Source organism: Demequina sp. NBRC 110054 (genome assembly GCF_002090115.1).
Taxonomy (GTDB): Bacteria; Actinomycetota; Actinomycetes; order Actinomycetales; family Demequinaceae; genus Demequina.
The window spans coordinates 1,703,597-1,727,824 of record NZ_BBRK01000004.1 but is presented as its reverse complement, the minus strand read 5'-3'; the positions used below and the strand labels follow the sequence as shown (position 1 = coordinate 1,727,824).

The following is a 24,228-nucleotide window of genomic DNA, read 5'->3' as shown; positions in this document are numbered from 1 at the left end:
CTCCGGAACCGAGCAGGCCCCGTCCGAACCAGCCGTCACGAGTCGAAGCCCAGTCCGAGCTTGTCGAGCGTCCGCAGCAGCACATTGCGCCGCCCCTCGCGGTGATCGGCCTGGTTGAGCGACCACTGGGTCATGCCGATGCCGATCGCCGCGACGGGCTCGGGCGGGAACGGCAGCGGCCGCTCCTTCACCATCTCGAGCTGCGTGCGCTCGGTCTCCTCGCCCGACAGCAGGTCGAGCAGGACGTTCGCGGCGAAGCGGGTCGCGCCGACGCCCAGCCCGGTGAAGCCGGCGGCATAGGCCACGGTCCCCTTGCGGGCCGTGCCGAAGTACGCGCAGTAACGCGTGCACGTGTCGATCGCGCCGGCCCAGCGGTGCGAGATGTGCACGCCCTCGAGCTGCGGGAACGTCGTGAGCAGGTGGCTCATGAGCTTCTCGTAGGACTCGGGGCGGTCCTCGTACGCGCCCTTGACCTTGCGGCCGGGGTGGTAGATCGCGTCGTAGCCGCCGAACAGGATGCGATTGTCCGCCGTGAGCCGGTAGTAGTGGAACTGGTTGGCCATGTCCGCGACGCCGTAGCGGCCGTCCCAGCCGATCGCGGCGAGCTGCTCGGGGGTGAGCGGCTCGGTCATGAGCGAGTAGTCGTACACGGGCACGGTCATCCACGCGTTGCGCTTGAGCAGCGAGGGGAAGACGTTGGTGGCGAGCACGGTCTTGGCCGCGCGCACCTCGCCTCGCCCAGTGCGCACGCCAGCCTCGGTCAGCTCGGTCACGGCCGACCGCTCGTGGATCACGACGCCGAGCTCGACAGCGACGCGCGCGAGCTCGAGCGCGAGCTTGCCGGGGTGCACCATCGCGCAGCCCTCGGTGTCGAGCTCGCCCCCCAGGTAGGTGGGAGAGTCGACGAGCGCGCGCACGCCGGACGCATCGAGCGCATCGTCGCCGAGCCACTCGACCTGGTGCTCCTCGACCGCCACGGACAGCTGCCCGGTGCGCTCGAAGTCGACGTCCATCGAGTACCGCGCGACGGTCTCCTCGATCTGGTCGAGGTTCTCGATCCCGAGCTCCTCGAGCCGCTCGATCTCGTCGGGCCAGCGGCTCTCGCCGTTCTCGCGGCCGTGAGTGAGGCTCGCCTCGCAGAAGCCGCCGTTGCGGCCCGACGCGGCCCACCCGATGACCTCGGATTCCAGCAGGACGATGCTGGTGTCGGGGTTGCGCTCCTTGGCCAGGACCGCGGTCCACAGGCCGAGGTAGCCGCCGCCGACGATGACGAGGTCGGCAGTCTCGGTGCCGGACAGCGGCGGGTGCTCGGGGCGCTCGAGGCCGTCGAGCCAGAAGGGAGTCAGGCGGGAGCCCGCGAGGGCCTCCCGCACCACCGCGGGGTCGGCGGGTTCGCGTTCGAAGACAGTGGTGCGGGAGGCCTCGACGGTCATCAGGCGTCGGCCTCCGTGAGGGCGGCGGCGAGCGAGTCGAACGCCGCGATGTACGCGTCGACGGACTCGTCCGAGTGGACGACGGACATGGTCCACTCCTCCTCGCGACCCGGCGTCATGAAGATGCCGTGGTTCATGTTCCACAGCCATGCGAGCTCGCAGAGCTCCACGTCCTGGGCGCCCTTGAAGGTCTCGTAGTCGACGATCTTCTCGGTCGCGAACGTGACGCAGCCCTTGGACCCGATGCCCACGGCGTAGCCGGGCAGGTCGTACTTGTCGATGACGGCCTGGCAGCCGTTCACGATGCGGTCGTTGAGCTCGGCGAGGCGGTCGTAGGCCCCGGGCGTGAGCACCTCGAGCAGCGACGCACGCGCCGCGGCCATCGACAGCGGGTTCCCGTTGTAGGTGCCGACCTGGTAGACGGTGCCGTCCTCGACGACGGCCATGACCTCCTCGGTGCCGCCGATCGCGCCGGACGGCAGGCCGCCGCCGAGCGCCTTGGCGAGCGTCACCAGGTCGGGCGTGACGCCGAACTTCTCGGTCGCGCCGCCGGGGGCGATGGTGAGGCCTGTCTTGACCTCGTCGAAGATCAGGACGATGCCGTGCTTGGCGGTGATCTCGCGCACGGCCTCGAGGTAGCCGGGCTCGGGCAGGACGACGCCGAGGTTCATCATGGCGGCCTCCATGATCACGCACGCAGGCAGGCGGCCCTCGGCGGCGAGCCGCTCGATGCGGCGCTCCATCGCGGGGGCGTCGTTGAACGGCACGGCGATCGTCATATCGACGGTGGCCTGCGGGATGCCTCCGCCGTACGCGAGCGACTCGAGATTCTCGCGGTCGCCGATCGCGTCGTACTCGACGCCGATCGACACCATGACCGTGTCGTGGTGGCCGTGGTACGAGCCGAAGATCTTCATCACGGTGTCGCGACCGGTGAAGGCGCGCGCGATGCGGATCGCGTCCATCGTGGACTCGGAGCCCGAGTTCGTGAAGCGCCACTTCGGCAGGCCCCAGCGACGGGCCAGCTCGTCGGCGACGACGATCGAGTCCTCGGTCGCGGCGGCGAAGTGCGTGCCGAGCGGGTAGCGCTTGCCTAGCGCGTCACCGATGGCGGGGTGTGCGTGGCCCTGGACCATCGATCCGAAGCCGTTGTGGAAGTCGTAGTACTCGTTGCCGTCGACGTCCGTGATGCGGTCGCCCGCACCGGAGTCGATGTAGATGGGCCACGGGTCGCGGCCCTGGTAGCTCGAGGCGACGCCGCCCGAGAGGTGGGCGGACGCGCGGGTGAACATCTCCCGGGACTTCGAGGTGCGCTCGTTCAGCAGCGCGGCCTGCTCCTCGATAAGTGTCGCGATGCGAGTGCGGTCAAGCGTGATGGCCATGATTGCTCCACCCGACCGGCCTGGCGACGGGCTTATGCGTGACGTGAGGACGGTCGTCGGCCTGGCACGATCCGTCGGGCCTGAGCCCAGAAGGGCTCGCGTCGGGGCACGCTTTGCTTGGACCCGACATTAGCAAGCGATTCCATGGTGAATGACCCACTTCACAAGGATTTAACACGCTCGATACGAGATTTCGATATGGAATCCGCTGCAAACGGGCCTCGCCCGCCTGACGGTGAGCACGCCACAGCCGCAGCGCGCAGGAACGTGAGCAGCGTTCACCCCCGTCCGAGGAAGATCACCCCGCGATAGCCATCGTCTCCCCACGTGACCAGACGGTCGAGGTCCGCGAGCGCGACCGGGAGATCATGCGTGTCGACCCACGTCTCGCCGTGCTCGGACTCGGTCCACGGGTCCTCGACCACGACCACGTCTCCGTCCGACGCATGCGCGACGATCCAGTGAGGCCCGTGGGTGCCGTGCATGGGGTGCTCGTCGATCAGCAGCAGCGCGATCTCCCCGTCCGCGACCCTGGCCGCGATCTGCTCGACGGTGACCCGCGAGCGCGAGACCGGCACGCCGAGCGCCTCGGCCTTGCCCCACGACTGCTCCTGGAGCTCCGCACGGAAGTCGCGGTCGAAGCCCTCGAATCCCTCGAGCAGGACCGGCCCGTCGACGTCGAGGCTGACCGCGACGGGAACGGTGCGCAGGTCCTCCCTGATCGCGACGGCCAGCCCGACCGGCTCGCACGCGGGGTAGTTGCTCGCGCGCCGCCAGAAGTCGACCTCGTGATCGCGGTCGCCGTCGTCTCCATGGAACCCCGCGGAGCCGAGCTCCTCCGACGCGATGAGCGCTGCGACGGCGCCGCACGTGAACATCGTGGTCTGCGCGTAGTAGCCGGGCTCGTGGTGAGGCAGGTGACGCAGCCACAGCGCGTGCCCGCCGTACACCTCGGTGCCCTTGGCGGACCAGGGACGACGCAGGGCGGAGAAGCCCCGCGCCGCCGCGAAGCCGGGGAGCTCCGTTCCGGGAGCGGTCTCCCACTTCACGACCGCATCGCCGCGCTCCATCGCGGCGGCGATGACCTCCTCGAGGAGTGCGACAGCCTCCGCCTCGTCGTCCCACCACAGGTCGACGATCTTGGTGGCCGCAGTCGCGGGCCTGGCGCTCGTGAGCACCGCGGCGCGCGGCGCCTCGCCACGGACCCGGATCGTCGGCTCGTACGCCGAGCGGTCGATGCGCCAGCGATCGGCGCGGTCGGCGCCGAGTGCGGTCGCGAGGTCGGCGTCGAGCGCCTCCATGACGGCCGGAAGGCCGGTGACCAGCGTGGTCGAGGGGGACACGTCAGTCCTTTCCTGCCCCGACGGGGGCGTTCTCGCGGGTGGACGCGGCCACCAGCAGTCGCGTGTACTCGTGCGCGGGGTCGGTGAGCACCTGGGCGCACCCGCCCTGCTCGACGACGCGACCGTCGCGCATGACGACGACCGTATCGGCGATCATGCGCACGACCGCGAGGTCGTGGGAGATGAACAGCAGCGCGATGCCGAGCTGCTCGCGCAGGCGCGACAGCAGCTCGAGGATCTGCGCCTGCACCGAGACGTCGAGTGCGGACACCGACTCGTCGCAGATGAGAAGGCGCGGACGCGGGGCGAGCGCGCGTGCGATCGCGATGCGCTGGCGCTGCCCTCCCGACAGCTCGGCGGGCCGGCGCGAGGCGATCTCCGCGGGCAGCCCGACGAGCTCGAGCATCGCGGGCACCTCGTCTGCACCCCGCCCCGCGACCGAGAGCGCCTCGGCGAGGATCGCGCGGATCGACATCATCGGGTTGAGCGACGAGTACGGGTCCTGGAAGACGATCTGCATCTGGTCGGGCGTGCGGGACGCACGCCCGGGCGCGAGCGCCTCGCCTGAGAACGCGACGGTGCCGCCGTCCTCCCTCTCGAGGCCCGCGACGCATCGGGCGAGCGTCGACTTGCCCGAGCCCGACTCGCCGACCACGCCGACGATCTCGCCCTCGCGCACGGTGAGATCCACGCCGTGCAGGACGGTCCTGTGGCCGAAGCGCTTGACGATCCCGGCGGCCTCGGTGAGGACCGCATGGCCGTCGAGGTCGACCTCGGCCGCCTCTCCCGAGCCGCGCCTGGCAGCGACGACGGGATCCGCGTCGATGAGGGCGCGCGTGTAGGGATGCTGCGGCTCCGCCAGCACGCGGGACGTGGCTCCGCGCTCGACGATGATGCCGGACTGCATCACGAGCACCGTGTCGGTGCGACCGCGGACCAGGCCGAGGTCGTGCGAGATGAGGATGACCGACAGATTGCGCTGCGCCTGCACCGATCGCAGCAGGTCGAGGATCTCCGCCTGATTGGAGGCGTCGAGCGCGGTCGTCGGCTCGTCGGCGATGAGCAGCTGAGGATCGGCCGCGAGGGCCGCCGCGATCGCGACGCGCTGACGCATGCCGCCGGACAGCTGATGCGGATACGCCTCGGCGACGAGCTCGGGCAGCTTGACCTCGGCGAGCCGCGCGGCGACGGCCTCGCGCCGCTCCCTGCGGAGCATCCGGTGTCCTCGCGCAGCCTCCATGGTCCACGCGATCTGATCGCCGCACCGGTGCACGGGCGACAGGCTCGTGAACGGGTCCTGGAGCAGGAGCACGACGCGACGTCCGCGCACCCCCCGCCAGGCCGCATCGTCCTGACCGACGGGAAGCGGCGCCGACCCGACGGTCGCGGTGCCGGCCGCCCTGAAGCCGCGCGGAAGCAGGCCGATGAGGCTCTTGGCGCTGAGAGTCTTGCCCGAGCCGGACTCGCCGATGAGGGCGAGCGTGGAGCCGAGCGGGATGTCGGCGTCGAACGGCTCGACCATCGTGCCCGCGGGGCCCGTGACGGACAGCCCTCGGATCTCGACGCTCATGCCTCCTCCCCCACCTGGGACAGGCGCTGGCCGATCCAGTCGCCGACGAGGTTCACGGAGACCGCGACGATGATGATCAGCGCGGCGGGCACGAACACGGCCGCCGGGTTGTCGAACATGATTGCGCGGTTGTCAGTGAGCTGGCGCCCCCAGTCGGCGGTGCCGGCGGCGACGCCGACCCCCAGGAACGACAGCGACGAGAACGCGACGAGCGCGAAGGCGACGTTGAGCATCATGTTGGTGACCACCAGGCTCGCGACATTGGGCAGGATGTGACGGAACATCACCCTCCAGCGCGACAGCGACAGCATCTGCGCGGCCTCGATGTAGGGCCGCGCCGACTGCTCCATCACGCCCGCGCGGACGATGCGGATGTCGGAGGGCGAGAACAGCAGCATCAGCAGGCCGACGGTCACCCAGTAGCCGCCGCCGAGGACGCCGCCGACGACGATGGCCGCGAGCAGCACGGGCAGCGCGAGCAGCAGGTCGGTCCAGCGGCCGATGAGGGTGTCGAGCCAGCCGCGCTCATAGCCGGCGAGCGTGCCGAGCACCACGCCGAGCACCATCGAGCCGACCGCGATGATCACGGGACCGACGAGCGCGGACGCGGCGCCCGCGACGGACATCGCGAGCACGTCGCGCCCCAGCTCGTCGGTGCCGAGCAGGTGGCCGTTCTCTCCCGGCGCGAGGGTCGAGGACAGGATGTCCTGGTGCATCGCGTCGGGGAACAGGAAGCGTCCCAGCAGCACGGCGAGCACTGCGAGCGCCAGGATGGCGAGCGAGACGAGCACGCTCACGGGAGGAAGCCTGCGCGCACGCGTGCGGGGCGTCGCCACGGCGGTCATGAGTCGACTCCGATCCGGTCCCGCAGCCGCGGGTCCAGGAGCAGGTAGGCGAGGTCGGCGAGCAGCGCGATCACCGCGATGACGATCGCGACCAGCAGCGTGAGCGCCTGCACGACCGCGATGTCCTTGAACAGCACCGAGTCCTCGAGGAGGGTGCCGAGGCCGGGGAGCGAGAACGTCGTCTCGGCGAGCACCGTGCCGCCCACGAGGAACGTGAGGACCAGGCTCGCACCCGTGACAACGGGGATGGCCGCGCCGCGCAGCGCGAGGTTCCTGACCTTGTGCTCCGACAGGCCGCGCGCACGGGCGAAGGTGACGTAGTCGGCCTCGAGCTCGCGCAGCATCGCGGTGCGCGTGAGCTTCACGAGGATCGCGCCGAGGCCGAGCGCGAGAGTGATCCCTGGCAGGATCAGGTGAAGGAAGGTGTCCCACCCGCCGTCGCCGCCGCCGTAGACGGGCAGGATCGGCAGGTAGTACGCGAACACGTAGAGGAGCAGCAGGCCGATCGCGAAGGTCGGGGCGCTGAGGCCGAACACGGACAGCGCGTTGCCGATGCGATCCACCCAGCCGCCCGCGCGCACCGCGCTCGCGACGCCGAGCGGCACGGCGACGATCACCGACATGAGGAACGCGAGGCCGCACAGGGCCGCGGTGATGCCCACGCGCGCGCCGATCGCGCTCGCCACGGGGACCTGGAGGCGGATCGACTCGCCGAGATCGCCGGTGAGGAAGCCCTTGAGCCACAGCCAGTACTGCGTGACGACGGGCTCGTCGAGGTGGTACTGGGCGCGCACGGCGGCGATGGTCTCCGCGTTCGAGGCGCGGTTGCCCAGGAGGTTCTTGACGATGTCTCCGGGCGCCAGGTACATCATCGCGAAGATGATGATCGACAGCACGAAGAGCACCGCGAGCGTGCCGAGCACGCGCGCCGCGAGCATGCGTCCCAGGGGACGCAGCCGCGACGCGCGCGCTCGATCGGTGGATACGGCCACGTGTGACTACTCGGTGCCGGCCGCGTACAGCTGGCTGGGCCAGGTCGACACGAACGTGAAGGCGCTGTAGTCGGTCAGCCCCAGCTCGTTCGAGAAGGCGGTCGCCGACTGACCCCACCACAGCGGGATGTTGACGGCGTCCTCGGCCTGGAGCGTCTCGGCCTCGACCAGCAGGTCGATGCGGGTGGCCGGGTCGGTCTCGGCGCCCACCTGGGTGAGCAGGTCGAGGATCTCCTCGTTGTCGTACGACGCGGGGTTGCCGGCGCCGATGAGGTACGACGGGATCTCCGCCGGGTCGCCGAGCGTCGAGAAGTACCACATGTAGTTGAGGCCGTAGCCGGACGACGGGTCGAGGCTCGCGAGCCACTCCTCGATGGGCACCTCGGTGACCGTGAGGTTGATCCCGATGGTCGCGAGGTCCTGCGACAGCGCCTGCGCGGCGGTGCCGAGCTGGGGGCCGGTGTTCGGCGTGAGGATCTCTGCGTCGAAGCCGTCGGGGTAGTCCGACTCGGCGAGCGCCGCAGCAGCGGCGTCGAGGTCGTACTCGTACTGCGGGATGCCCGCGAGGATCTCGCGCGCCTCGTCCGCCGAGTAGACCGACGTGAGCGACTCGGGCGTCATGATCGCCGTCGCCTCCTCGCCGTGACCGTCGAGCAGCGTGTCCACGTAGGCCTCGCGGTTCACCGCGTGAGCGATGGCCTCGCGGACCTTCGCGTCGTCGAACGGCGCCACGTCGAGGTTGAAGTACAGCCCGACGTAGGACAGGTCGTTCTCGTACAGGACGCGCATGTCCTCGATCGACTCCCACTGCTCGGTCTGCGAGAACGGGACGTTGAACGCGATGTCGACGTCGCCGGACTGCGCGGCGAGCAGGCGGGTCGACTCGTCGGAGACGAAGTCGACGCGGATCTCCTTGACGGCGGGGAGCTCGCCCCACCAGGTGTCGACGCGCTCGAACGTAACGTGGTCGTCGGGCACGAACTCGACGACCTCGTACGGGCCGGACCCCATGAGCAGCGAGTCGGAGGTGCCGACATCGCCGTCGTACTCCTCCCAGAAGGACTTCTCGGTGATGAACGCGGCGCCGGCGGTCGTCATGTTGCCCGCGAAGGCAGCGTCGGGCGCGGTCAGCGTGATCGTGACCTCGCTGTCGCCCGTCTGCTCGACTGTGTCGATGTTCGTCATGTAGTACGCGAGGCCCGGGGAGGCGGTCTCGTCGCGCGCCATGTCGAGGCTGAACACCACGTCCTCGGCGGTCACGGGGTTGCCGTCCTGGAAGTAGGCGTCGTCGCGCAGCTCGAACACGTAGGTGACGTCGTCCGTCTGCTCCCACGACTCGGCGAGGCCCGGCTGGAGGGCACCGTCGGCGTCGACCGTGAGGAGGCCCTCCTGGACGACGGAGGCGATGTAGTAGTTGAGGATGCCGGACTCCGCGCCGACATAGAGGCTCGACAGCGAGCCCGGAAGGGTGACGGTGATGCTGTCGATCTCCTCACCGGTGTCGGTGCCGACCGCGGCTGAGGCGCTCGAGCTCGCCTCGGTGTCCGCGTCTGTTGGTCCCGAGCACGCGGCGAGCGCGATGGCTCCCGCTGCCGAGACTGCGGCGACGCGAGCCATCGCGCCGGTGCTGGTCAAGGACATGTCGTCGTTCTCCTCTGGGTGCGTGGGTGCGGGGTCGACCGCAGCAAGGGACGCGAAACGGGCACGATGCCCCGCGCTGCGACGTCTGGCGTCGAGGACAGCCTCGACCTCGGCCACGGCAGGCCGGCGCGACGCGAGCACGCGAAGCGCGGCGGCGACCGCGGGGATGGTGGCGGCCTCGACGAGCGTCGTGGCGACCATGCGGCGGCGCAGCGCCGGGGTCAGCCCCAGCGCGCGCAGGCCGGCGGGAAGGCGGGTGCCCGCGATCGCGGACTCCGTGACGAGCGCGGTGCCACGGCCGTGCGCGGCGAGCGCGACGGCAGCGTCGGCGCGGGACACGGACGGGTCGGCACCACCGGGGGCGCGGCCGATGCGCTCGGCCACCGCCTCGGCGCACGTGCCGGAACCCACGATCCACGGGAGATCAGCGAGCGCCGTCGCGTCGACGCGGCCCCCCGAAGTGGGCACGTCGGCGGCGGTGAGCGCGACGACCTCCTCGGAGAACAGGAAGGTGGTGCGCATTCCGTCTCGGCGCGCCACGGAGGCGCGCTCGCGCGGGATGAGGGGCGTGGGGGTCACGGCGATGTCGGCGCGGCCCTCCTGGAGCATGTCGAGCGCCTCGTCGGCCGTCGCGGCCTCGAGCACCTCGATGTCAAGGTGCGGAAGCAGGGTCGCGAGGCGACCCATCGCTGGCGCGAGCACCGAGCCGACGGCCTCGGGCAGCGAGACCAGGCGGACCAGGCCCGCCCGGCGGCCGAGGACGCGGGACAGCTCGGTGGCGGCGGCCGTGAGGCTCGCGTCGATGCGGGGGGCGTGCTTGGCGAGCAGGGCGCCGACGGGGGTGAGGCGCGCGGCGCGGGCGCTGCGGGACACGAGCGTGGTGCCGAGCCGCTCCTCGAGCCGCTGGACATGCTGCGTGATGGTCGGCTGGCTGTACCCGAGCGAGCGGGCCGCAGCGCTGATGGAACCTGCCTGGTCGATCGCGACGAGGATGCGCAGAGAACGCAGGTCGATAGCGCGGGTGAGCGCGTCGATCTCGGTCCTGGGGTTCTCAGCCATAGGTGGACGCTATAGCGATAGATCTATCCATAGGTTAAGCCGATGTTTCGGGGGCGTAAGAATTGGGCGCACAGTGCCATCTGTGGCCCTCCCCGGGGCCAACGCCGCCCAGAATGAGGGCGTGAGCACCTCGATCGCACCCGCCGACCACCTCGCCTGGATCCGCGCCCGCGACCTCACGGTGCTCGGCGAGGAGGGCCTCGCGGAGCTCGCCTCTACCACGTGGCTCGGGTCCGAGGCGCGCGAGATCCCGGGGCTGCCGGGCCGCTGGTGGGCCGAGGACGGCTCCGTCCACGGCCGGTGGCCGGGCGCCGGGAACCCCGACCCGAGCATCGTCCCTGACTCGGGGGTACCCGCCTCGAGCGACGCCCAGGCGCCACGGACCGTCACCCTTTCCCCCGGCGACACGGCGACCGTCGACGGCATCCGCGTCGCCGCGTTCGCGCGGGACGGGGAGGTCGCGGTACGCGCCTTCGAGCCGGGCCGAGCCGCCCGGCTGGGCCTCACGGGGATCGACCGGCACCCCTACGACCCGTCACTTGCCGTGGAGGCGCGCGTGGAGCGCACACCTTCCGAGCCGACTCCGACCGAGTCGGTCGACGGGCACCGCTCCGTGACGCGCTACGACGTCACGCTGCGGTTCGAGGTGGGAGGCACTGCACTGACGCTGCTCGCCCACGATCAGGGAGAGACGTTCTTCGCCGCGTTCTCCGACGCCGCGCACCCCGGGAAGTTCAGGATGCTCCGCATCCCGGCGACGTCGCCGACGGTCGTCGACCTCAACCGCGCCTACCTGCCGCCGAGCACGTTCTCTCCGCACTACGTGTGCGTGCGGCCGCCCGCGGCGAATCGTTGGGATGCCCCGGTTCCCGCGGGAGAGCGGGCGGTCGTCACGGAGTGACGACGAAGGGCGCCCCTTCCGGGACGCCCTCGGTCACATCACGTTGATGCCGCGCTTGGCGAACTGCCGCTTCACGCGCTCGATCAGCTCCTTGCTGGGCGGCTGCGTGTCCTCGAGGAGGTACGGCTCGCCCGACAGCTCCCACTTCTCGCGGCCGAGTTGGTGGAACGGGAGCACCTCGAGGCGCTCGACGTTGCCGAGCGTCGCGACGAAGTCCGCGACCGCGTCGACGTTCTCGACCGCGTCGGTGAGGCCGGGCACGAGCACGAAGCGCACCCACACGTTCTTGTGGAGCGCGTCGAGGCGATGCGCGAAGTCGAGGGTCGGCTGCAGCGGGCGGCCCGTGACGCGCTGGTAGGTCTCGGGGATGCCGGACTTGATGTCGAGCAGCACGAGGTCCACATAGTTGAGGTCGTCGTCGCTCAAGCGTGCGCCGAGCAGGCCCGCGGTGTCGAGCGCGGTGTTGATGTCGAGGTCCTTGCAGCGGCGGAAGATGTTCATCACGAACTTCGACTGCAGCAGCGGCTCGCCGCCGGAGATCGTGAGACCCCCGCCGGTGACCTTCATGACGGTCGCGTAGCGCGTGACGCGCTCCATGACCTCGTCCACCGAGTGGCGCACGCCGTCCTTCATGCGCCACGTGTCGGGGTTCTGGCAGTACTGGCAGCGCATCCCGCAGCCCGCGAGGAACAGCGTCATGCGAGTGCCCGGGCCGTCAGCCCCGGTCACGAGGTCCCACGAGTGCACCGAGCCGGTCACCGGCGAGGCGAGCTTCTCGCTCTCCTCGAGCTCCTGGTCGGCGATCTCCATGGGCGGAGACATCAGGAGCTGCACGGGTACGGGCTCGTCAGGCATGGTGGGGATCTCCTCGCCGGGGGTCGATGGTGGTTCCAGGGTACGAAGAAGGCGCCCCACCCTGCGTCAGGGCGGGGCGCCTTGCTTCAGTTGGTCTTACAGGCCCGCGTGGAACGTGCGCGACAGCACGTCCATCTGCTGCTCGCGGGTCAGGCGGACGAAGTTCACCGCGTAGCCGCTCACGCGGATCGTGAGCTGCGGGTACTTCTCCGGGTTCTCCATCGCGTCCTCGAGCGTCTCGCGGTTGAGCACGTTGACGTTCATGTGGAAGCCGGAGGAGACCGTGTAGGCGTCGAGGACGCCGACCAGGTTCTTGACCTGCTCCGCCTTGTCGCGGCCGAGGCCGGACGGGACGACCGACGTGGTCAGCGAGATGCCGTCCTGAGCGTCGTCGTAGGGCAGCTTCGCGACCGAGAGGGCCGAGGCCATGATGCCGTGGTTGTCGCGGCCGTTCATGGGGTTGGCACCGGGGGCGAAGGGCTCGCCGGCGCGACGACCGTCGGGCGTGTGGCCCGTCGCCTTGCCGTAGACCACGTTCGAGGTGATCGTGAGCACCGACTGGGTGTGCTTCGCGTTGCGGTAGGTGGGCTGCTTGCGCACCTTCTCCATGAAGCGGCGGACCAGGTCGACGGCGATGTCGTCGGCGCGGTCGTCATCGTTGCCGTAGCAGGGGAACTCGCCCTCGGTCGTGTAGTCGACGATGAGGCCGGTCTCGTCACGCACGGGGGTGACCTTGGCGTACTTGATGGCGGACAGCGAGTCGGCCGCGACCGACAGGCCGGCGATGCCGCAAGCCATCGTGCGCAGGATCTCGCGGTCGTGCAGCGCCATCTCGATGCGCTCGTAGGCGTACTTGTCGTGCATGAAGTGGATGCAGTTGAGTGCGTCCACGTAGGTCTCGGCGAGCCAGTCCATGAAGGTGTCGAACTTGGCCATGACGTCGTCGAAGTCGAGCACGTCGCCCTCACACGGAGGCGCCACCGGCGAGACCTGCTTGCCGGAGACCTCGTCGCGACCACCGTTGATCGCGTAGAGCATGCCCTTGGCCAGGTTCACGCGAGCACCGAAGAACTGCATCTGCTTGCCGACCGCCATGCCGGAGACGCAGCACGCGATGGCCGAGTCGTCACCGCACTGCTCGCGGAGCAGGTCGTCGGCCTCGTACTGGATCGACGAGGTGTCGATCGAGACCTTGGCGCAGTACTCCTTGAAGCCCTGGGGCAGCTTGTCGCTCCACAGCACCGTGAGGTTCGGCTCAGGAGCCGGGCCGATGTTGTACAGCGTCTGGAGGAAGCGGAACGAGGTGCGCGTCACGAGCGAGCGGCCGTCGTTGCCCACGCCGCCGATGGACTCGGTGACCCACGTCGGGTCGCCCGAGAACAGGGCGTCATACTCCGGGGTGCGGAGGAAGCGGACGATGCGCAGCTTGATGACGAAGTCGTCGATGATCTCCTGAGCGGCCTCCTCGGTGAGGGTGCCGTCGGCGATGTCGCGCTCGATGAAGATGTCGAGGAAGGTCGAGGTGCGGCCCAGCGACATGGCGGCGCCGTTCTGCTCCTTGACCGCGGCGAGGTAGCCGAAGTACAGCCACTGCACGGCCTCCTTGGCCGTCGAGGCGGGGCCCGAGATGTCGTAGCCGTAGGAGGCCGCCATCTGCTTGAGCTCCTTCAGAGCCTTGATCTGCTCCGAGTTCTCCTCGCGGTCGCGGATGATGTCCTCGGTCGAGCGCTCCATGTCGAGCGACATGCGCTCGACCTTCTTGCCCTCGATCAGGGCGTCGACGCCGTAGAGGGCGACGCGGCGGTAGTCACCGATGATGCGGCCGCGGCCGTAGGCGTCGGGCAGGCCGGTGACGATGTGCGACGAGCGGGCCGCACGGACGTTCGGGGGGTACGCGTCGAAGACGCCGTCGTTGTGCGTCTTGCGGTACTTGGAGAAGATCTCCTCGAGCTCGGGCTTGACCGGGTAGCCGTAGGTCTCGAGCTCCTTGACGACCATGCGCCAGCCGCCGAACGGCATGATCGCGCGCTTGAGCGGCGCGTCCGTCTGCAGACCGACGATGACCTCGTTGTCCTGGTCGATGTAGCCGGGCTTGTGGGCGGTGATGGTGGCGGGCGTCTCGAAGTCGACGTCGTAGACGCCCTTCTCGCGCTCCTCGGGGAACATCGCCGAGAGCTTCTCCCACACGGCGGTGGTGCGCTCCGTCGGGCCGGCGAGGAACGAGTCGTCACCGTCGTACGGGGTGTAGTTCAGCTGGATGAAGTCGCGCACGTTGACCGCGTCGCGCCACGGGCCGGATGTGAAGCCACGCCACGCGTGCTCACGGACGGCGTCGAGGTCGGCGCCGGTGGGGGAAGTGATGGTCATTGGCGAAACTCCTCACGCTCGAGGCCCTGTGGGGCCTGCTTCCGCGACGGTTCTGGACCCCGTCGTGGCGATGGCGTGCAACCCGGTCGGTCGCGCGTCTGAAACCAAAATAGGACGCTGTGTTCAGGAATTGTCGGGACCTTTGGCCCCGGTCCGTTCCACCACGGTACCCAGGCCCTCAGGAGACCGCGCGGCGAGGGTGGCACGGCATGCAACGAACCGGTCCGTCCGTGCGTTGGAAACGTGCCGCATCGTCCGGGGACCTCCTGTCCCCAGGCGGCCGCACCGGAGCCAGGTCCTGCCTGCTCGCGGCTAGAGTGTTGGGGTGCCCCCGAGGGCACCGACCTACAGAGGGAGAGAGTCGATGACACGGAGGACCGCCGTCGGCACGGTGGCCGTTGCCCTGGCCGGAGCGCTCACGTTGAGCGCCTGCACAGGGGGCGACACGTCCGCCTCCGCCTCCCCCTCCGCGAGCGCGGCGGACGCCACCATCACCGTCGCGACCGTCGGCGACATCGGCCTCGAGCCGCTCGCCGAGGAGTACATGGCCGAGAACCCGAACGTGACGATCACCGTCGAGGAGCAGGCCTACGCCGCGCTGCACGACGACCTCCAGTCGGAGCTCGTGGCCGGCGAGGGCGCCCCCACGATCGCAGTGCTCGACGAGGCCTACATGCCGAGCTTCGTCGGTCAGTCTGATGGCTTCGTCAACCTCCTCGACCTCGGCGCGGACGAGTTCGAGGACAGCGTGCTGCCGTGGGCCTGGGCCGAGGCGACCAACGCTAACGGCTCGGCGACCATCGGCATCCCGGCCTCCGTGTCCGGGCTCGCGCTGTGCTACCGCCGCGACCTGCTCGAGGACGCGGGCCTCACCGGCGACCGCGACGAGCTGTCGACGCTCATGGGCGACTCGTGGGAGGGCTTCATCAGCGTCGGCGAGCAGTACACCGCCGCGACCGGCGGGTACTTCGTCGACACCGCGACCTCACTGCTCAACCCGCTGCTCCAGCAGGCGGGCGTCAGCTACTTCGATACGGACAACACGCTCGCGCTGCCCGACGTCAAGGCCCCGTATGCGACGGCCGTCGCGGCTGCGACCGCTGGCATCTCCTCGGGCACCACCCAGTGGAGCGAGGACTGGACGAACGGCCTGTACGACGACAGGTTCGCGACTGTCCTGTGCCCGTCGTGGATGCTCGCGTACATCGAGAGCAACGCCCCGGAGGACTTCTCCGGCCAGTGGGACGTCGCCGACATCCCGGGCGAGGGCGGCAACTGGTCCGCGAACTTCTACACGATCCCCGCCCAGGTGGACGACGAGACGGCGCAGGCCGCGTACGAGTTCATCGAGTGGCTCATGGAGGACGAGCAGCAGCTCGCGCGCTTCCAGTCCGTGGCCGCGCTGCCCGCCACGCCGTCGCTCTACACCGACGAGGGCATCCAGGCCTACACGAACGCCTTCTTCAACAATGCGCCCGTCGGCCAGATCTTCACGAAGACGGCCGAGGACCTCACCGGGGCGCCGTACTACTCGCTCAACAACGCGACGGTCCGCACCGCGGTGGAGAACGTGCTCACCAAGGTCGAGCTCGGCAGCATCGACCAGGAGGACGCGTGGTCCGAGGCCAAGGACGCGGCGAAGGCGGCGAACGGGTCCTGAGCAGTCCCTGCGCGAGGTCGCACGCACGCGCGGAACTCGCGCCCACCTCGACGCCTCGCGGCTAGGACGCCCGCGCCGACGACTCGGCACTCAGTGTGATGCCGTGCGAGAAGCGCGTGAGCGCCTCGATCCCGAAGAGTGGGCTGACACGCAGCTGGACCCGCACGACCGCCGTGGATCCGTCCGGAGACGTGACGCTCACGAGCTGCGCGCCCTCGACGCCGTGGCGCGCGCTCGCCTCCGCGAGGCGGTCCGCGGCTGCCGCGACCATGCGGTCCTCGGCGAGCAGCAGCGCGGCGTCGCCTCCGGGCACCTCCCCCGCGTAGTAGGCGCCGAGGTCGACGGCGTCGGCGGCGTCGAGCGCGAGCTCGTCCGCCAGGTGCAGGAGCCGCACGCGGTCGAGCTGAACCGCGGTGGCCGAGGCGACGACGAGCACGAGTGAGATCACGAGCACCGCGAGACCGAGGCTCAGGACGGTGACGTTGCCGGCGTCGGGTGGAGGCTCGCGGCGGGACGTCGCCTTGCGCCCGCCGTCGCGCACGACCTGCGCGTGCGACCTGATCGTGCCGCCACTCGCCCCGCTCCTCGTCCCGCCGCTCATCCCGCCCCCGCGAGATCGTCCACGGGCGACGAGGCCGTCGCGTCGAGCGCCACGACGAGCCCCGCGTCCGTGAGGAACCCCGGGATGCCGGGAAGCCCGATGGCGATCGTCACGTGCGCCCGCACGTCCGATCCCGGCGCGAGGCACGGGTCCGCGGTGCAGGACATCGTGAGGGACGCATCGTCGGCATCGAGGCCGAAGTCCTCGACCGACAGTGCCACGACCGCCTGCGCGGTTCCCTGCGCGGCGGCGATCGCCTCGGCGTCGGACGCCCCTCCCTCGAGAAGGTCCACGCCCGCGACCGCTGCCGCCCTGGCCGCGGCCTGGGCGGCACCCTCGGCGGCGAAGGCCGCGGCCTGCACGCGCCCGAGCGTCGTGACCAGGTACAGCAGAGGCACGAGCAGCAGCACCGTCATCGCAAGGAACTCGACTATCGCGCCTCCCGCATCGTCGATTCGCGAAGCTCGTGCCCGCGCGTCGTCAGCCAAGGCTCGCCTCGTCAAGCGCCGTGCCGCGCACCGAGGTGGTCGCGGGGCCCCAGAGGCCGACCAGGGGAATCGGTGCGGTCACGGTGACGACCACGGTGTCGGCGCCGTTCCACGAACCGCTCGACGCGTGTGCCGTCGCCTCGATCCCGCTCAGCGCCGCGGCGGCGATCGCCTCGGCACGCTGGGCGCCGTCGGACATCGTCCGATCGGTACGCGCCGCGAGGCGCGCTCCCTCAGCCGCGGCCTCGACGAGCGTGTTCCGCACGTGGAGCGCAAGGGCCGCCTGCATGACCCCGAGCCCGACGAGGACCACGAGCACCATGGTCATCAGCTGCTCGGCGAGCACGCTGCCTCGGTCGTGGCGAGTCCTACGCACCGGTGACCGAGGCGATCGCCTCGGAGAAGAGGTCCGTGAGCGTGGGGCTCGCGACGGCCCAGATCGCGGCGACCAAGCCGGCCGTCATGAGCGTGATCAGCACCCAGCCGGGCACGTCTCCTCTGTCGTCGAGCTGCGCGAGCCGGGCGCGGAAGCGACGGTTCAGGGTGGCCATAGTTCCTCCTAGATGGTGTCCGGGTCAGAGATCGAGGTTGAGCGCGACGATGCCGGGGAACGCCGCGAAGAGGACCGTGACGGGCAGGATGAGGAAGATCACCGGGATCATCATGAGGATCTCGCGGCGCCCTCCCTCCTCCATCAGGGCGGTGCGCCCCGCGGCGCGCACGTCGTCCGCCTGGGCGCGCAGCACGTCCGCGAGCGGGGTGCCGCGGTCGACCGAGGTGGCGACCGCGTCGGCGAACCGTCGCAGGGCCTCGACCTCGGTGCTGTCGCCGAGAGTGCGCACCGACTCGGCGAGCGGCATGCCCGCGCGCGTCCGCCCGAGCGCCCGGCGGACCTCCTCGGACAGAGGGCCCTCGGACACGCGCGAGACACGGTCCAGGGCGCCGAGCGCCCCCTCGCCTGCGGAGACAGACAGTGCGAGCAGCTCCGCGGCGGCGGGGAGCTCGGCCAGCAGCCGGGCCTCCCGTGCGCGCACCGCCCTGCTCAGCGAATGGTCGCGCACGAGGATTCCGGCCGCGCAGCACGCGAGCGTGAGGATCAGCAGGACGAGGGGCGAGGATCCGCGCGCGGCACCGAGGAGCACCGAGGCGACGAGACCCGCGGCAAGACCGACCGCGCCCGAGACCACCTGGGACGCGCGGAACTGCTCCGCGGTGCCCGCACGGCCGGCGCGCCGAAGCCTGCTCTCGATCTCCACCGTCGACGAGCCCCAACGCTCGAGCGCGCGCACCCCGTCGCGCAGCGCCGGCGCGAGCAGCCTCTCGACCGACGACAGCGGGGTCATCGTGCGGGTCCCTGCGCGTGCCTCCCCTGGGGCCGCGAGCGCGGGCGCGAGCCGACGCGCGAGCGTGAGGCGCCGTGCCTCCCACCACGCGACCACGAGGAGCATCCCCGTGCCGAGGGCGACACCGGTCAGGACCGCGGCGATCATCGCATCACCCGCGCTTCCTGCGGGAGGCGCCCGAAGGCCGACATCAGCCGGTACGCGAGAACCGTCACCGCTCCCCCGACGACCAGGATGACTGTCCCCATGGCCGTGTCGTACGCCCGCGCGTTCTGCGGCTGGCTCGCGAGCATCAGCAGCACGACCCAGGGCGCCGCGACGGCGAGCTTCGCGGCGTTGACCGTCCAACTCTGGCGCGCCTCGAGCTCACCTCGCGTGCGCGCGTCCTCGCGCAGGAAGTGGCTGAGCGTCCGCAGGAGCTGGCCGATATCCGTGCCGCCGACGTCGCGCGTGAGGCGGAGGGCCTCGACGATGCGGTCCGCGACGGGGTCAGCCAGCCGGCCCTTGAGCGCATCGAGGCTGTCGGAGAACCGACCCGTGGAGCGGTAGTCATGTGCGAACGCGGTGAACGGCTCGCGCAGCGCCTCCGGTCCGCGCTCGCCGAGTTGGCTCAGCGCCTCGGGAAGCGAGAGCCCCGCGCGGATCCCCGAGGCGAGGTTGTCGACTGCCTCGGGCCACACGTCCCTCATGCGGGCGCGCCTCGCTCGGGCACGCGCCCGCACGAGCGCGAACGGCCCGCGCGCCGCGATCACGCCGAAGCACAGGCCGATCGCCACCGAGCCCATGACGGCTCCTCCGAGGAGGGCGACCAGGAGGCCCAGGCCGACGGCGGTCCCGACGACGCCTCCGGGCCCCACGCCGTGAGCGCCGGCCTGCACGAGGTCGTCGCGGAGCCTGTCGGCCCACGCGATCGCAGCATCGGGCGCGTCCCTGTCCGGCACCCACGTGGACCACCACACGAGGAACAGCCCCGCCCCGAGGGTGAGCCCCAGCGCGGTCGCCATCAGCTGGCCTCCAGCAGCCGGACCAGGTCGACGCCCGCGCGGGCGAAGCGCTCCGCGTGAGGCGGATACCCCTCCGCGCGGACGAGCTCGCCACGGGCCCGGCGGTACAAATCAGAGGTCTCGACGATGCCGCCCTCGACCCTTCCGGGCACGCCGATGATCTCGCGCACCTGACGACGGCCGCGCTCGTCTCGGTCGAGATGCACGACGAGGTCGATCGCCGACGCGACGGTCGGGACGACGAACGCGGCGGAGACGTTCTCCCCGGCGAGCAGCGGAAGGGTGCACATCTTGGTGATCGCGTCGCGCGCGGAGTTGGCATGGATCGTGCACATACCAGGGATTCCTGCGTTGAGGGCGATCAGCATGTCGAGCGCCTCGGCCTCGCGCACCTCGCCGATGACGAGCCGGTCGGGACGCATGCGCAGCGCCTCCTTCACGAGCCGACGCAACGGGATCTCTCCGGTGCCTTCGAGCGAGGGCTGTCGGCATTGGAGCCCCACCACGTCGCGAAGTGGCAGGGAGAGCTCGAAGACCTCCTCGCACGTGATGACGCGCTCGCGCGCGGGGATCGCGCCAGAGAGAGCGGCGAGCGCAGTTGTCTTCCCCGCCTGCGTCGCTCCGGACACGAGCACGTTGAGTCCGACAGACACGGCTGCCGACAGGAACCTCGAGGCCGCGGGCGTGAGCGAGCCGAGTGCGACGAGGTCTTCCGGATGAGAGGCGCGGGCGACGTACTTCCTGATGTTCACGCACCAGTGCTCGCGGGTGACGTCCGGGATGACGGCGTGCAGCCGCTCCCCTCCCGGCAGCGTCGCGTCGACGAAGGGAGAGCTGATGTCGAGCCTGCGGCCCGAGAGCTTCAGCATCTGCTCGACGAGGTCGCGCACCTGCGCGTCGGTGAGGATGGTCGTGGTGAGCTCCGGCACCCCGCGCCTGGCCACGAAGATCGACGACGGCTCGTTGACCCAAATTTCCTCTATATCCGGATCATCCAGATACTGCTGAAGCGGCCCGAGACCAGCGACATTGGCGAGCACCGCGCGCGACGCCTCGGCCGGATCGTCGACCGGGACCACCGTACCGGCGAGCGCCCGCTCACCCCACTCGGCCAGCGCATCGTCCACCAGGGCGCGCACGGCCTCGCGCTCGCGCAGCGGGTCCACTCCCCGCTCGCGAATCTGCGCGCGCACCTGCGACTCCAGCTGCGCAATCGTGTCCGTCCCCATGACAGGAAAGTAGACATTTCGGACACTGCGTGCCGGGCGGGACGTGAATCTGTGGAGAACTCGCGACCCGGCCAATCGCACGAAAAGCAGATGCGAACGTGATGTCAATCGATCTGACGGCGCTCGCTGAAAATCCCCAGTTCTGCTCGGCGGGTTCCAGCGGTCGTGGCTACACCTGAGGTAAGAGGGTGAGCATGCGATCTGGTTCAACGCGCCGTCCGCGTCCAGACCCCCACCAGATCGCACCCAAGGCAAGGCACCCGTCGCCTTGGGTGACGGGTGCCTTGCCGTGTGGCGGCGTGCCATTCCGGACAGACTCCCGCGAGGATCACCCCTCCTGCTCGCGTAGAAGACTCGACCCGGAACTCCAGTAGAAGATCGGATCGTTCGCAGGCTTTCAGACTCGCGGGCGATTGTGCGCGAGGGAGCTACTTCGTGCAGTTGAGACTTGCGGCGTCGCTCTGCTCGATGCTGTCACCCCATAGGGTTCTCGAGAAATCGCTGTACCACGTGTTCTTGCTGCTCGTCGACGAGCACTTGTACGAGACCCACGACGTAGTGGTGTATCCGGGCTTGACCGTGAATTTGCTGTAACCGACTGAGGCGATGTTCAGCGTGCTCTTGCGCTCCAGATACGAGTAGTACGACTGAGCTGCCGAGCACCCGCTTGAACGAGTCAGTGAGACCTTCGAGGTCGCCCAGTAGCTCCCGCTCGACAACTTCCGGTAGGGCTTGTAGACCGTGTAGCTCACATTGCACGCGGACGAAGCCGCATAGACAACAGTCTGCGATGTCGCCGAACTGAGAGTCGCGGACTCTCCGACCTCGAGATCGTCAGCGACCTCAAGTGCATCGGCAACCGCAGCGTCTGCCGAGATCGGCTGTGTCTCCGTCTCGACCACAACCGTGCCCGATGGCAGAGCCAGCCCTGTCAGCGTCAGCTGAGTGCCGCCGGCGCCAAGCCCGTCCGTGGACTCCTCGGCGGAGGCAGCAGCCGCGGGCGCCAGCAGCGCTGCGCAGGTCAGTGCCAGAGCTGAAGCCGTCGCCAACGAGCGCTGTCGACTGCGTGGCTGAACCAACATCTAACTTACAAATCGCATTGAATTTCCCCCGTCTAATCTTGCATAGCAAACAGCAAGTGCCACTCAGTGCCACTCAGTGCCACTCAGTGCCACTCAGTGCCACTCAGTGCCACGATGGCGCAACCTGCGGGGAATGTCAACGAACCGTGAAGTGTTACTGCCAATTCGGGATAGGCGGAAGCGAACTGTTGCGCGGACGGGAGTGGACCTGCATGCAACCACCCTCCGCAGTTGAAACGCGTTTCCAAGGCCTACTCAACTTCTGGGACCCAGCGCAGGATCTCTCCGGGTTGGCAGTCCAAGGCCTCGCATAGCGCGTCGAGGGTACTGAAGCGCACAGCCTTCGCACGCCCGTTCTTCAGTACTGACAGATTCGCTGGCGTGATACCAACACGCTCCGCAAGGTCGCCAACGGCCATCTTTCGCCGCGCGAGCATCACGTCCACGTCAACGACGATCGCCACTAGATCACCCCACCGAGCTCGGCGCGAAGACCTCGCGCTTCCTCTTCGCGAGCCACGGACTGAACCAGCAGCCTCTTCATGACCGCGAAGCCAGCCGCGGTCACCGCCGCGAACAACGCAACAGCAGCTGCGCCGGGGATATAGACAAACTGCAAACGATCACGCGAGCCCGCCATCGTCACGAACGCGAACACCAGCAAGATCACCGCGACGCCAGTCGCAGTGACGAAGCCAGCGATAGCGCGGTTCACCCAGACGAACACCCGCGGCGTAAACGCTGCTCCTTCCCCGGCGAGCGCCGTCAACTTCCATATCGCATAGAACGCGAATCCGATCGAGATCAGGATAGGCTCCGCCAGCACCAGCATCACCACGTAAACCTTCCACCAGTCAGACGCAATCTCGGAGTGAGGCGCTGCAATGACGCCAAACACGAGGGCGACCTGAACTACAGCGAACGCAGCGAACACCAAACAAAGCGCTGCGCGAAACAGCCAGACGGCACGACTACTCACAATTCCATCCTCTCGTTTATCAATTGAATAATATCGCAAGTCGATAGATTGGCAACGTCGAGACCTCCAGACGTCCACAGTCGAGCGCACCTAGTAGAGACACGAAACGACACGCCGAAGACCTAAAGAGGGGTCTGCCCCAAGATCGGTTGACCGGGGTGGTCAGGCCGCGAGGGCGACCTGTTGGGTAGCGTAGACGGCTTCGAACTCGATGGGCGTCATGCGTCCCAGTCGGGCCTGTCGGCGGCGTCGGTGGTAGGTCTTCTCGATCCACGTGATGATCGCGAGGCGCAACTCCTCGCGGGTGTCCCAGCGGCGGCGGTTCAGGACGTTCTTCTGCAGTAGCGAGAAGAAGGACTCCATGGCGGCGTTGTCGCCTGCAGCGCCGACGCGGCCCATGGAGCCGCGGATGCCGTGCCGGTTCAACGCGGTGACGAAGCTCCTGGCTCGAAATTGCGACCCTCTATCCGAATGACACGTCAGACCGATCAGATCAGCGCCCGATAGTGAGCGTCGGGCGACGGCCTGCTCCAATGCGGCGACCGCGAGCGAGGACTTCATCCGACTATCGATCGAGTAGCCCACGATCCGGTTGGAGAACACGTCCTTGATCGCGCACAGATAGAGCTTGCCCTCGCCGGTCCAATGCTCAGTGATGTCCGTCAGCCACACCCGGTCAGGCGCATCGGCGGTGAAGTCACGTTGGACGTGGTCGTCGTGCACCGGAGGGCCGGCCTTCTTGCCCGAGCCGCGCCGGCGGTGCACGGCGGCGACTATCCCCGCGTCGCGGCAGATCGAGTGCACCGTGTTGCGTGAGACGGCGTAGCCCTGGTCCTCGAGCTCGTCGGCGATGAAGCGGTAGCCGAACTCCGGGTCGTCAGAGTGGACGTCGAGCGCGGCGTTGGTCAGATACGCGCGCTCCAGATCCGCGTTCGTGACGGGGTCGGCCTTCCACTTGTAGAACGCCTGCTTGCTGAAGCCTTGCCCCCCGGCAGGTCACCGCGACGGGAATTCCCTCAGCGGCAAGGTCAAGGACCAGCGGGTAGGTCATTTTGGGGAGATGTCCTTGGCGAAGTACGCGGCCGCGCGGCGCAGGATCTCGACCTCTTGCTCGAGCTGCCGATTGCGGCGCTTGAGCTCACGCACCTCGGCAGCCTCGGCGCTGGTGACGCCGGGCCGGACGCCGTCCTCGACGTCAGCCTTCTTCAGCCAGTTGCGCAGACACGACTCCGTGATGCCAAAGTCCTTCGCGATGACAGCGATCGAGCCGCCCTGACGGGCGACCGCGACCACATCACGTCGGAACTCGGCGGGATAGGGCTTGGGCATGGGTGACATCCTTCCAGCACGGACGAAGTCCGCACAGAACAGAAGTCAACCGATGCTGGGGCAGACCCCTTCTTCACTCGCATCTCCGTCCAAACTCTAGTTTCGTGCCCACTTAGGCAGGGGCA

21 protein-coding genes and 1 pseudogene are annotated in these 24,228 nt (G+C 69.3%); 2 read left to right on the top strand and 20 right to left on the bottom strand.

Annotated elements, in window-relative coordinates; all coding sequences use genetic code 11:
* Positions 1 to 35: 35 nt before the first annotated feature.
* The 7 genes from B7K23_RS07970 to B7K23_RS07940 all read right to left on the bottom strand — a co-directional run bounded on the left by B7K23_RS07970 (position 36) and on the right by B7K23_RS07940 (position 10,265).
* Positions 36 to 1,433, bottom strand: a complete 1,398-nt coding sequence (locus tag B7K23_RS07970; RefSeq protein WP_084125807.1) for an FAD-binding oxidoreductase — start codon at positions 1,431 to 1,433, stop codon at positions 36 to 38.
* Positions 1,433 to 2,815: an aspartate aminotransferase family protein gene (locus tag B7K23_RS07965; protein ID WP_084125806.1), complete on the bottom strand. Its 1,383-nt coding sequence runs from the start codon at positions 2,813 to 2,815 to the stop codon at positions 1,433 to 1,435. The genes B7K23_RS07970 and B7K23_RS07965 overlap by 1 nt, the downstream gene beginning before the upstream one ends.
* Positions 2,816 to 3,093: 278 nt before the next feature.
* On the bottom strand, positions 3,094 to 4,158 hold the full coding sequence (locus B7K23_RS07960) for a peptidase C39 family protein (RefSeq protein WP_084125805.1): 1,065 nt from the start codon (positions 4,156 to 4,158) through the stop codon (positions 3,094 to 3,096).
* A 1-nt stretch (position 4,159) separates the two neighbouring features.
* Entirely contained in the window at positions 4,160 to 5,728 is a 1,569-nt protein-coding gene (locus B7K23_RS07955) for an ABC transporter ATP-binding protein (protein WP_084125804.1), read from the bottom strand.
* Positions 5,725 to 6,573, bottom strand: coding sequence for an ABC transporter permease (locus tag B7K23_RS07950; RefSeq protein ID WP_084125803.1), 849 nt, complete (start codon positions 6,571 to 6,573; stop codon positions 5,725 to 5,727). The genes B7K23_RS07955 and B7K23_RS07950 overlap by 4 nt, the downstream gene beginning before the upstream one ends.
* Positions 6,570 to 7,565, bottom strand: a complete 996-nt coding sequence (locus B7K23_RS07945) for an ABC transporter permease (protein WP_234996444.1) — start codon at positions 7,563 to 7,565, stop codon at positions 6,570 to 6,572. The genes B7K23_RS07950 and B7K23_RS07945 overlap by 4 nt, the downstream gene beginning before the upstream one ends.
* 6 nt (positions 7,566 to 7,571) lie before the next feature.
* The gene (locus tag B7K23_RS07940; RefSeq protein WP_084125801.1) at positions 7,572 to 10,265 is read right to left on the bottom strand and encodes an ABC transporter substrate-binding protein; all 2,694 of its coding nucleotides are present in this window, start codon (positions 10,263 to 10,265) and stop codon (positions 7,572 to 7,574) included.
* Positions 10,266 to 10,386: 121 nt separating this feature from the next.
* On the opposite strand from B7K23_RS07940, the gene B7K23_RS07935 reads away from it, so the two are divergent.
* Positions 10,387 to 11,166, top strand: coding sequence for a DUF1684 domain-containing protein (locus B7K23_RS07935; protein WP_159451357.1), 780 nt, complete (start codon positions 10,387 to 10,389; stop codon positions 11,164 to 11,166).
* A 33-nt stretch (positions 11,167 to 11,199) separates the two neighbouring features.
* On the opposite strand, the gene pflA is transcribed toward B7K23_RS07935, so the two are convergent.
* Positions 11,200 to 12,021 (bottom strand): pyruvate formate-lyase-activating protein, encoded by an 822-nt coding sequence (gene pflA / locus B7K23_RS07930; RefSeq protein ID WP_084125799.1) that lies wholly within the window; start codon positions 12,019 to 12,021, stop codon positions 11,200 to 11,202.
* Positions 12,022 to 12,117: 96 nt separating this feature from the next.
* Entirely contained in the window at positions 12,118 to 14,388 is a 2,271-nt protein-coding gene (gene pflB / locus B7K23_RS07925; RefSeq protein ID WP_084125798.1) for a formate C-acetyltransferase, read from the bottom strand.
* Between the two features lie 364 nt (positions 14,389 to 14,752).
* Between pflB and B7K23_RS07920 the strand changes: the two genes are divergently transcribed.
* Positions 14,753 to 16,048, top strand: coding sequence for an ABC transporter substrate-binding protein (locus B7K23_RS07920; RefSeq protein WP_084125797.1), 1,296 nt, complete (start codon positions 14,753 to 14,755; stop codon positions 16,046 to 16,048).
* A 61-nt stretch (positions 16,049 to 16,109) separates the two neighbouring features.
* Here B7K23_RS07920 and B7K23_RS07915 read toward each other — a convergent pair whose 3' ends face one another.
* From B7K23_RS07915 to B7K23_RS07870, 11 genes and pseudogenes are all read right to left on the bottom strand, one after another.
* Positions 16,110 to 16,649 carry a hypothetical protein gene (locus B7K23_RS07915; RefSeq protein ID WP_084125796.1) on the bottom strand — a complete coding sequence of 180 codons (540 nt, stop codon included), beginning with the start codon at positions 16,647 to 16,649 and terminating at the stop codon, positions 16,110 to 16,112.
* The gene (locus B7K23_RS07910) at positions 16,646 to 17,065 is read right to left on the bottom strand and encodes a hypothetical protein (protein WP_084125795.1); all 420 of its coding nucleotides are present in this window, start codon (positions 17,063 to 17,065) and stop codon (positions 16,646 to 16,648) included. Before B7K23_RS07910 ends, B7K23_RS07915 begins: the two co-directional genes overlap by 4 nt.
* Positions 17,066 to 17,129: 64 nt before the next feature.
* The gene (locus tag B7K23_RS07905; RefSeq protein ID WP_234996443.1) at positions 17,130 to 17,513 is read right to left on the bottom strand and encodes a TadE/TadG family type IV pilus assembly protein; all 384 of its coding nucleotides are present in this window, start codon (positions 17,511 to 17,513) and stop codon (positions 17,130 to 17,132) included.
* The gene (locus B7K23_RS07900) at positions 17,506 to 17,688 is read right to left on the bottom strand and encodes a hypothetical protein (RefSeq protein WP_084125794.1); all 183 of its coding nucleotides are present in this window, start codon (positions 17,686 to 17,688) and stop codon (positions 17,506 to 17,508) included. The genes B7K23_RS07905 and B7K23_RS07900 overlap by 8 nt, the downstream gene beginning before the upstream one ends.
* Before the next feature lie 24 nt (positions 17,689 to 17,712).
* On the bottom strand, positions 17,713 to 18,627 hold the full coding sequence (locus B7K23_RS07895) for a type II secretion system F family protein (RefSeq protein ID WP_084125793.1): 915 nt from the start codon (positions 18,625 to 18,627) through the stop codon (positions 17,713 to 17,715).
* Positions 18,624 to 19,484 carry a type II secretion system F family protein gene (locus B7K23_RS07890; protein WP_084125792.1) on the bottom strand — a complete coding sequence of 287 codons (861 nt, stop codon included), beginning with the start codon at positions 19,482 to 19,484 and terminating at the stop codon, positions 18,624 to 18,626. The genes B7K23_RS07895 and B7K23_RS07890 overlap by 4 nt, the downstream gene beginning before the upstream one ends.
* Positions 19,484 to 20,713: a CpaF family protein gene (locus B7K23_RS07885; RefSeq protein WP_084125791.1), complete on the bottom strand. Its 1,230-nt coding sequence runs from the start codon at positions 20,711 to 20,713 to the stop codon at positions 19,484 to 19,486. The genes B7K23_RS07890 and B7K23_RS07885 overlap by 1 nt, the downstream gene beginning before the upstream one ends.
* Before the next feature lie 428 nt (positions 20,714 to 21,141).
* A complete protein-coding gene (locus B7K23_RS15475) occupies positions 21,142 to 21,762 on the bottom strand; it encodes a hypothetical protein (RefSeq protein WP_143338154.1) in 621 nt (206 codons plus the stop codon).
* Positions 21,763 to 22,046: 284 nt separating this feature from the next.
* Positions 22,047 to 22,259 carry a helix-turn-helix transcriptional regulator gene (locus B7K23_RS07880; RefSeq protein ID WP_084125790.1) on the bottom strand — a complete coding sequence of 71 codons (213 nt, stop codon included), beginning with the start codon at positions 22,257 to 22,259 and terminating at the stop codon, positions 22,047 to 22,049.
* Positions 22,259 to 22,774, bottom strand: a complete 516-nt coding sequence (locus B7K23_RS07875) for a DUF2975 domain-containing protein (protein WP_084125789.1) — start codon at positions 22,772 to 22,774, stop codon at positions 22,259 to 22,261. The genes B7K23_RS07880 and B7K23_RS07875 overlap by 1 nt, the downstream gene beginning before the upstream one ends.
* A gap of 162 nt (positions 22,775 to 22,936) precedes the next feature.
* Positions 22,937 to 24,103, bottom strand: a pseudogene (locus B7K23_RS07870) (IS3 family transposase).
* Positions 24,104 to 24,228 lie beyond the last annotated feature (125 nt).

Coding starts and splice junctions, on each gene's coding strand:
- B7K23_RS07970 (WP_084125807.1), bottom strand. CDS start 1,433: ATGACCGTCGAGGCCTCCCGCACCACTGTCTTCGAACGCGAACCCGCC.
- B7K23_RS07965 (WP_084125806.1), bottom strand. CDS start 2,815: ATGGCCATCACGCTTGACCGCACTCGCATCGCGACACTTATCGAGGAG.
- B7K23_RS07955 (WP_084125804.1), bottom strand. CDS start 5,728: ATGAGCGTCGAGATCCGAGGGCTGTCCGTCACGGGCCCCGCGGGCACG.
- B7K23_RS07950 (WP_084125803.1), bottom strand. CDS start 6,573: ATGACCGCCGTGGCGACGCCCCGCACGCGTGCGCGCAGGCTTCCTCCC.
- B7K23_RS07940 (WP_084125801.1), bottom strand. CDS start 10,265: ATGGCTGAGAACCCCAGGACCGAGATCGACGCGCTCACCCGCGCTATC.
- pflA (WP_084125799.1), bottom strand. CDS start 12,021: ATGCCTGACGAGCCCGTACCCGTGCAGCTCCTGATGTCTCCGCCCATG.
- pflB (WP_084125798.1), bottom strand. CDS start 14,388: ATGACCATCACTTCCCCCACCGGCGCCGACCTCGACGCCGTCCGTGAG.
- B7K23_RS07920 (WP_084125797.1), top strand. CDS start 14,753: ATGACACGGAGGACCGCCGTCGGCACGGTGGCCGTTGCCCTGGCCGGA.
- B7K23_RS07915 (WP_084125796.1), bottom strand. CDS start 16,649: ATGAGCGGCGGGACGAGGAGCGGGGCGAGTGGCGGCACGATCAGGTCG.
- B7K23_RS07910 (WP_084125795.1), bottom strand. CDS start 17,065: ATGACGGTGCTGCTGCTCGTGCCTCTGCTGTACCTGGTCACGACGCTC.
- B7K23_RS07900 (WP_084125794.1), bottom strand. CDS start 17,688: ATGGCCACCCTGAACCGTCGCTTCCGCGCCCGGCTCGCGCAGCTCGAC.
- B7K23_RS07895 (WP_084125793.1), bottom strand. CDS start 18,627: ATGATCGCCGCGGTCCTGACCGGTGTCGCCCTCGGCACGGGGATGCTC.
- B7K23_RS07890 (WP_084125792.1), bottom strand. CDS start 19,484: ATGGCGACCGCGCTGGGGCTCACCCTCGGGGCGGGGCTGTTCCTCGTG.
- B7K23_RS07885 (WP_084125791.1), bottom strand. CDS start 20,713: ATGGGGACGGACACGATTGCGCAGCTGGAGTCGCAGGTGCGCGCGCAG.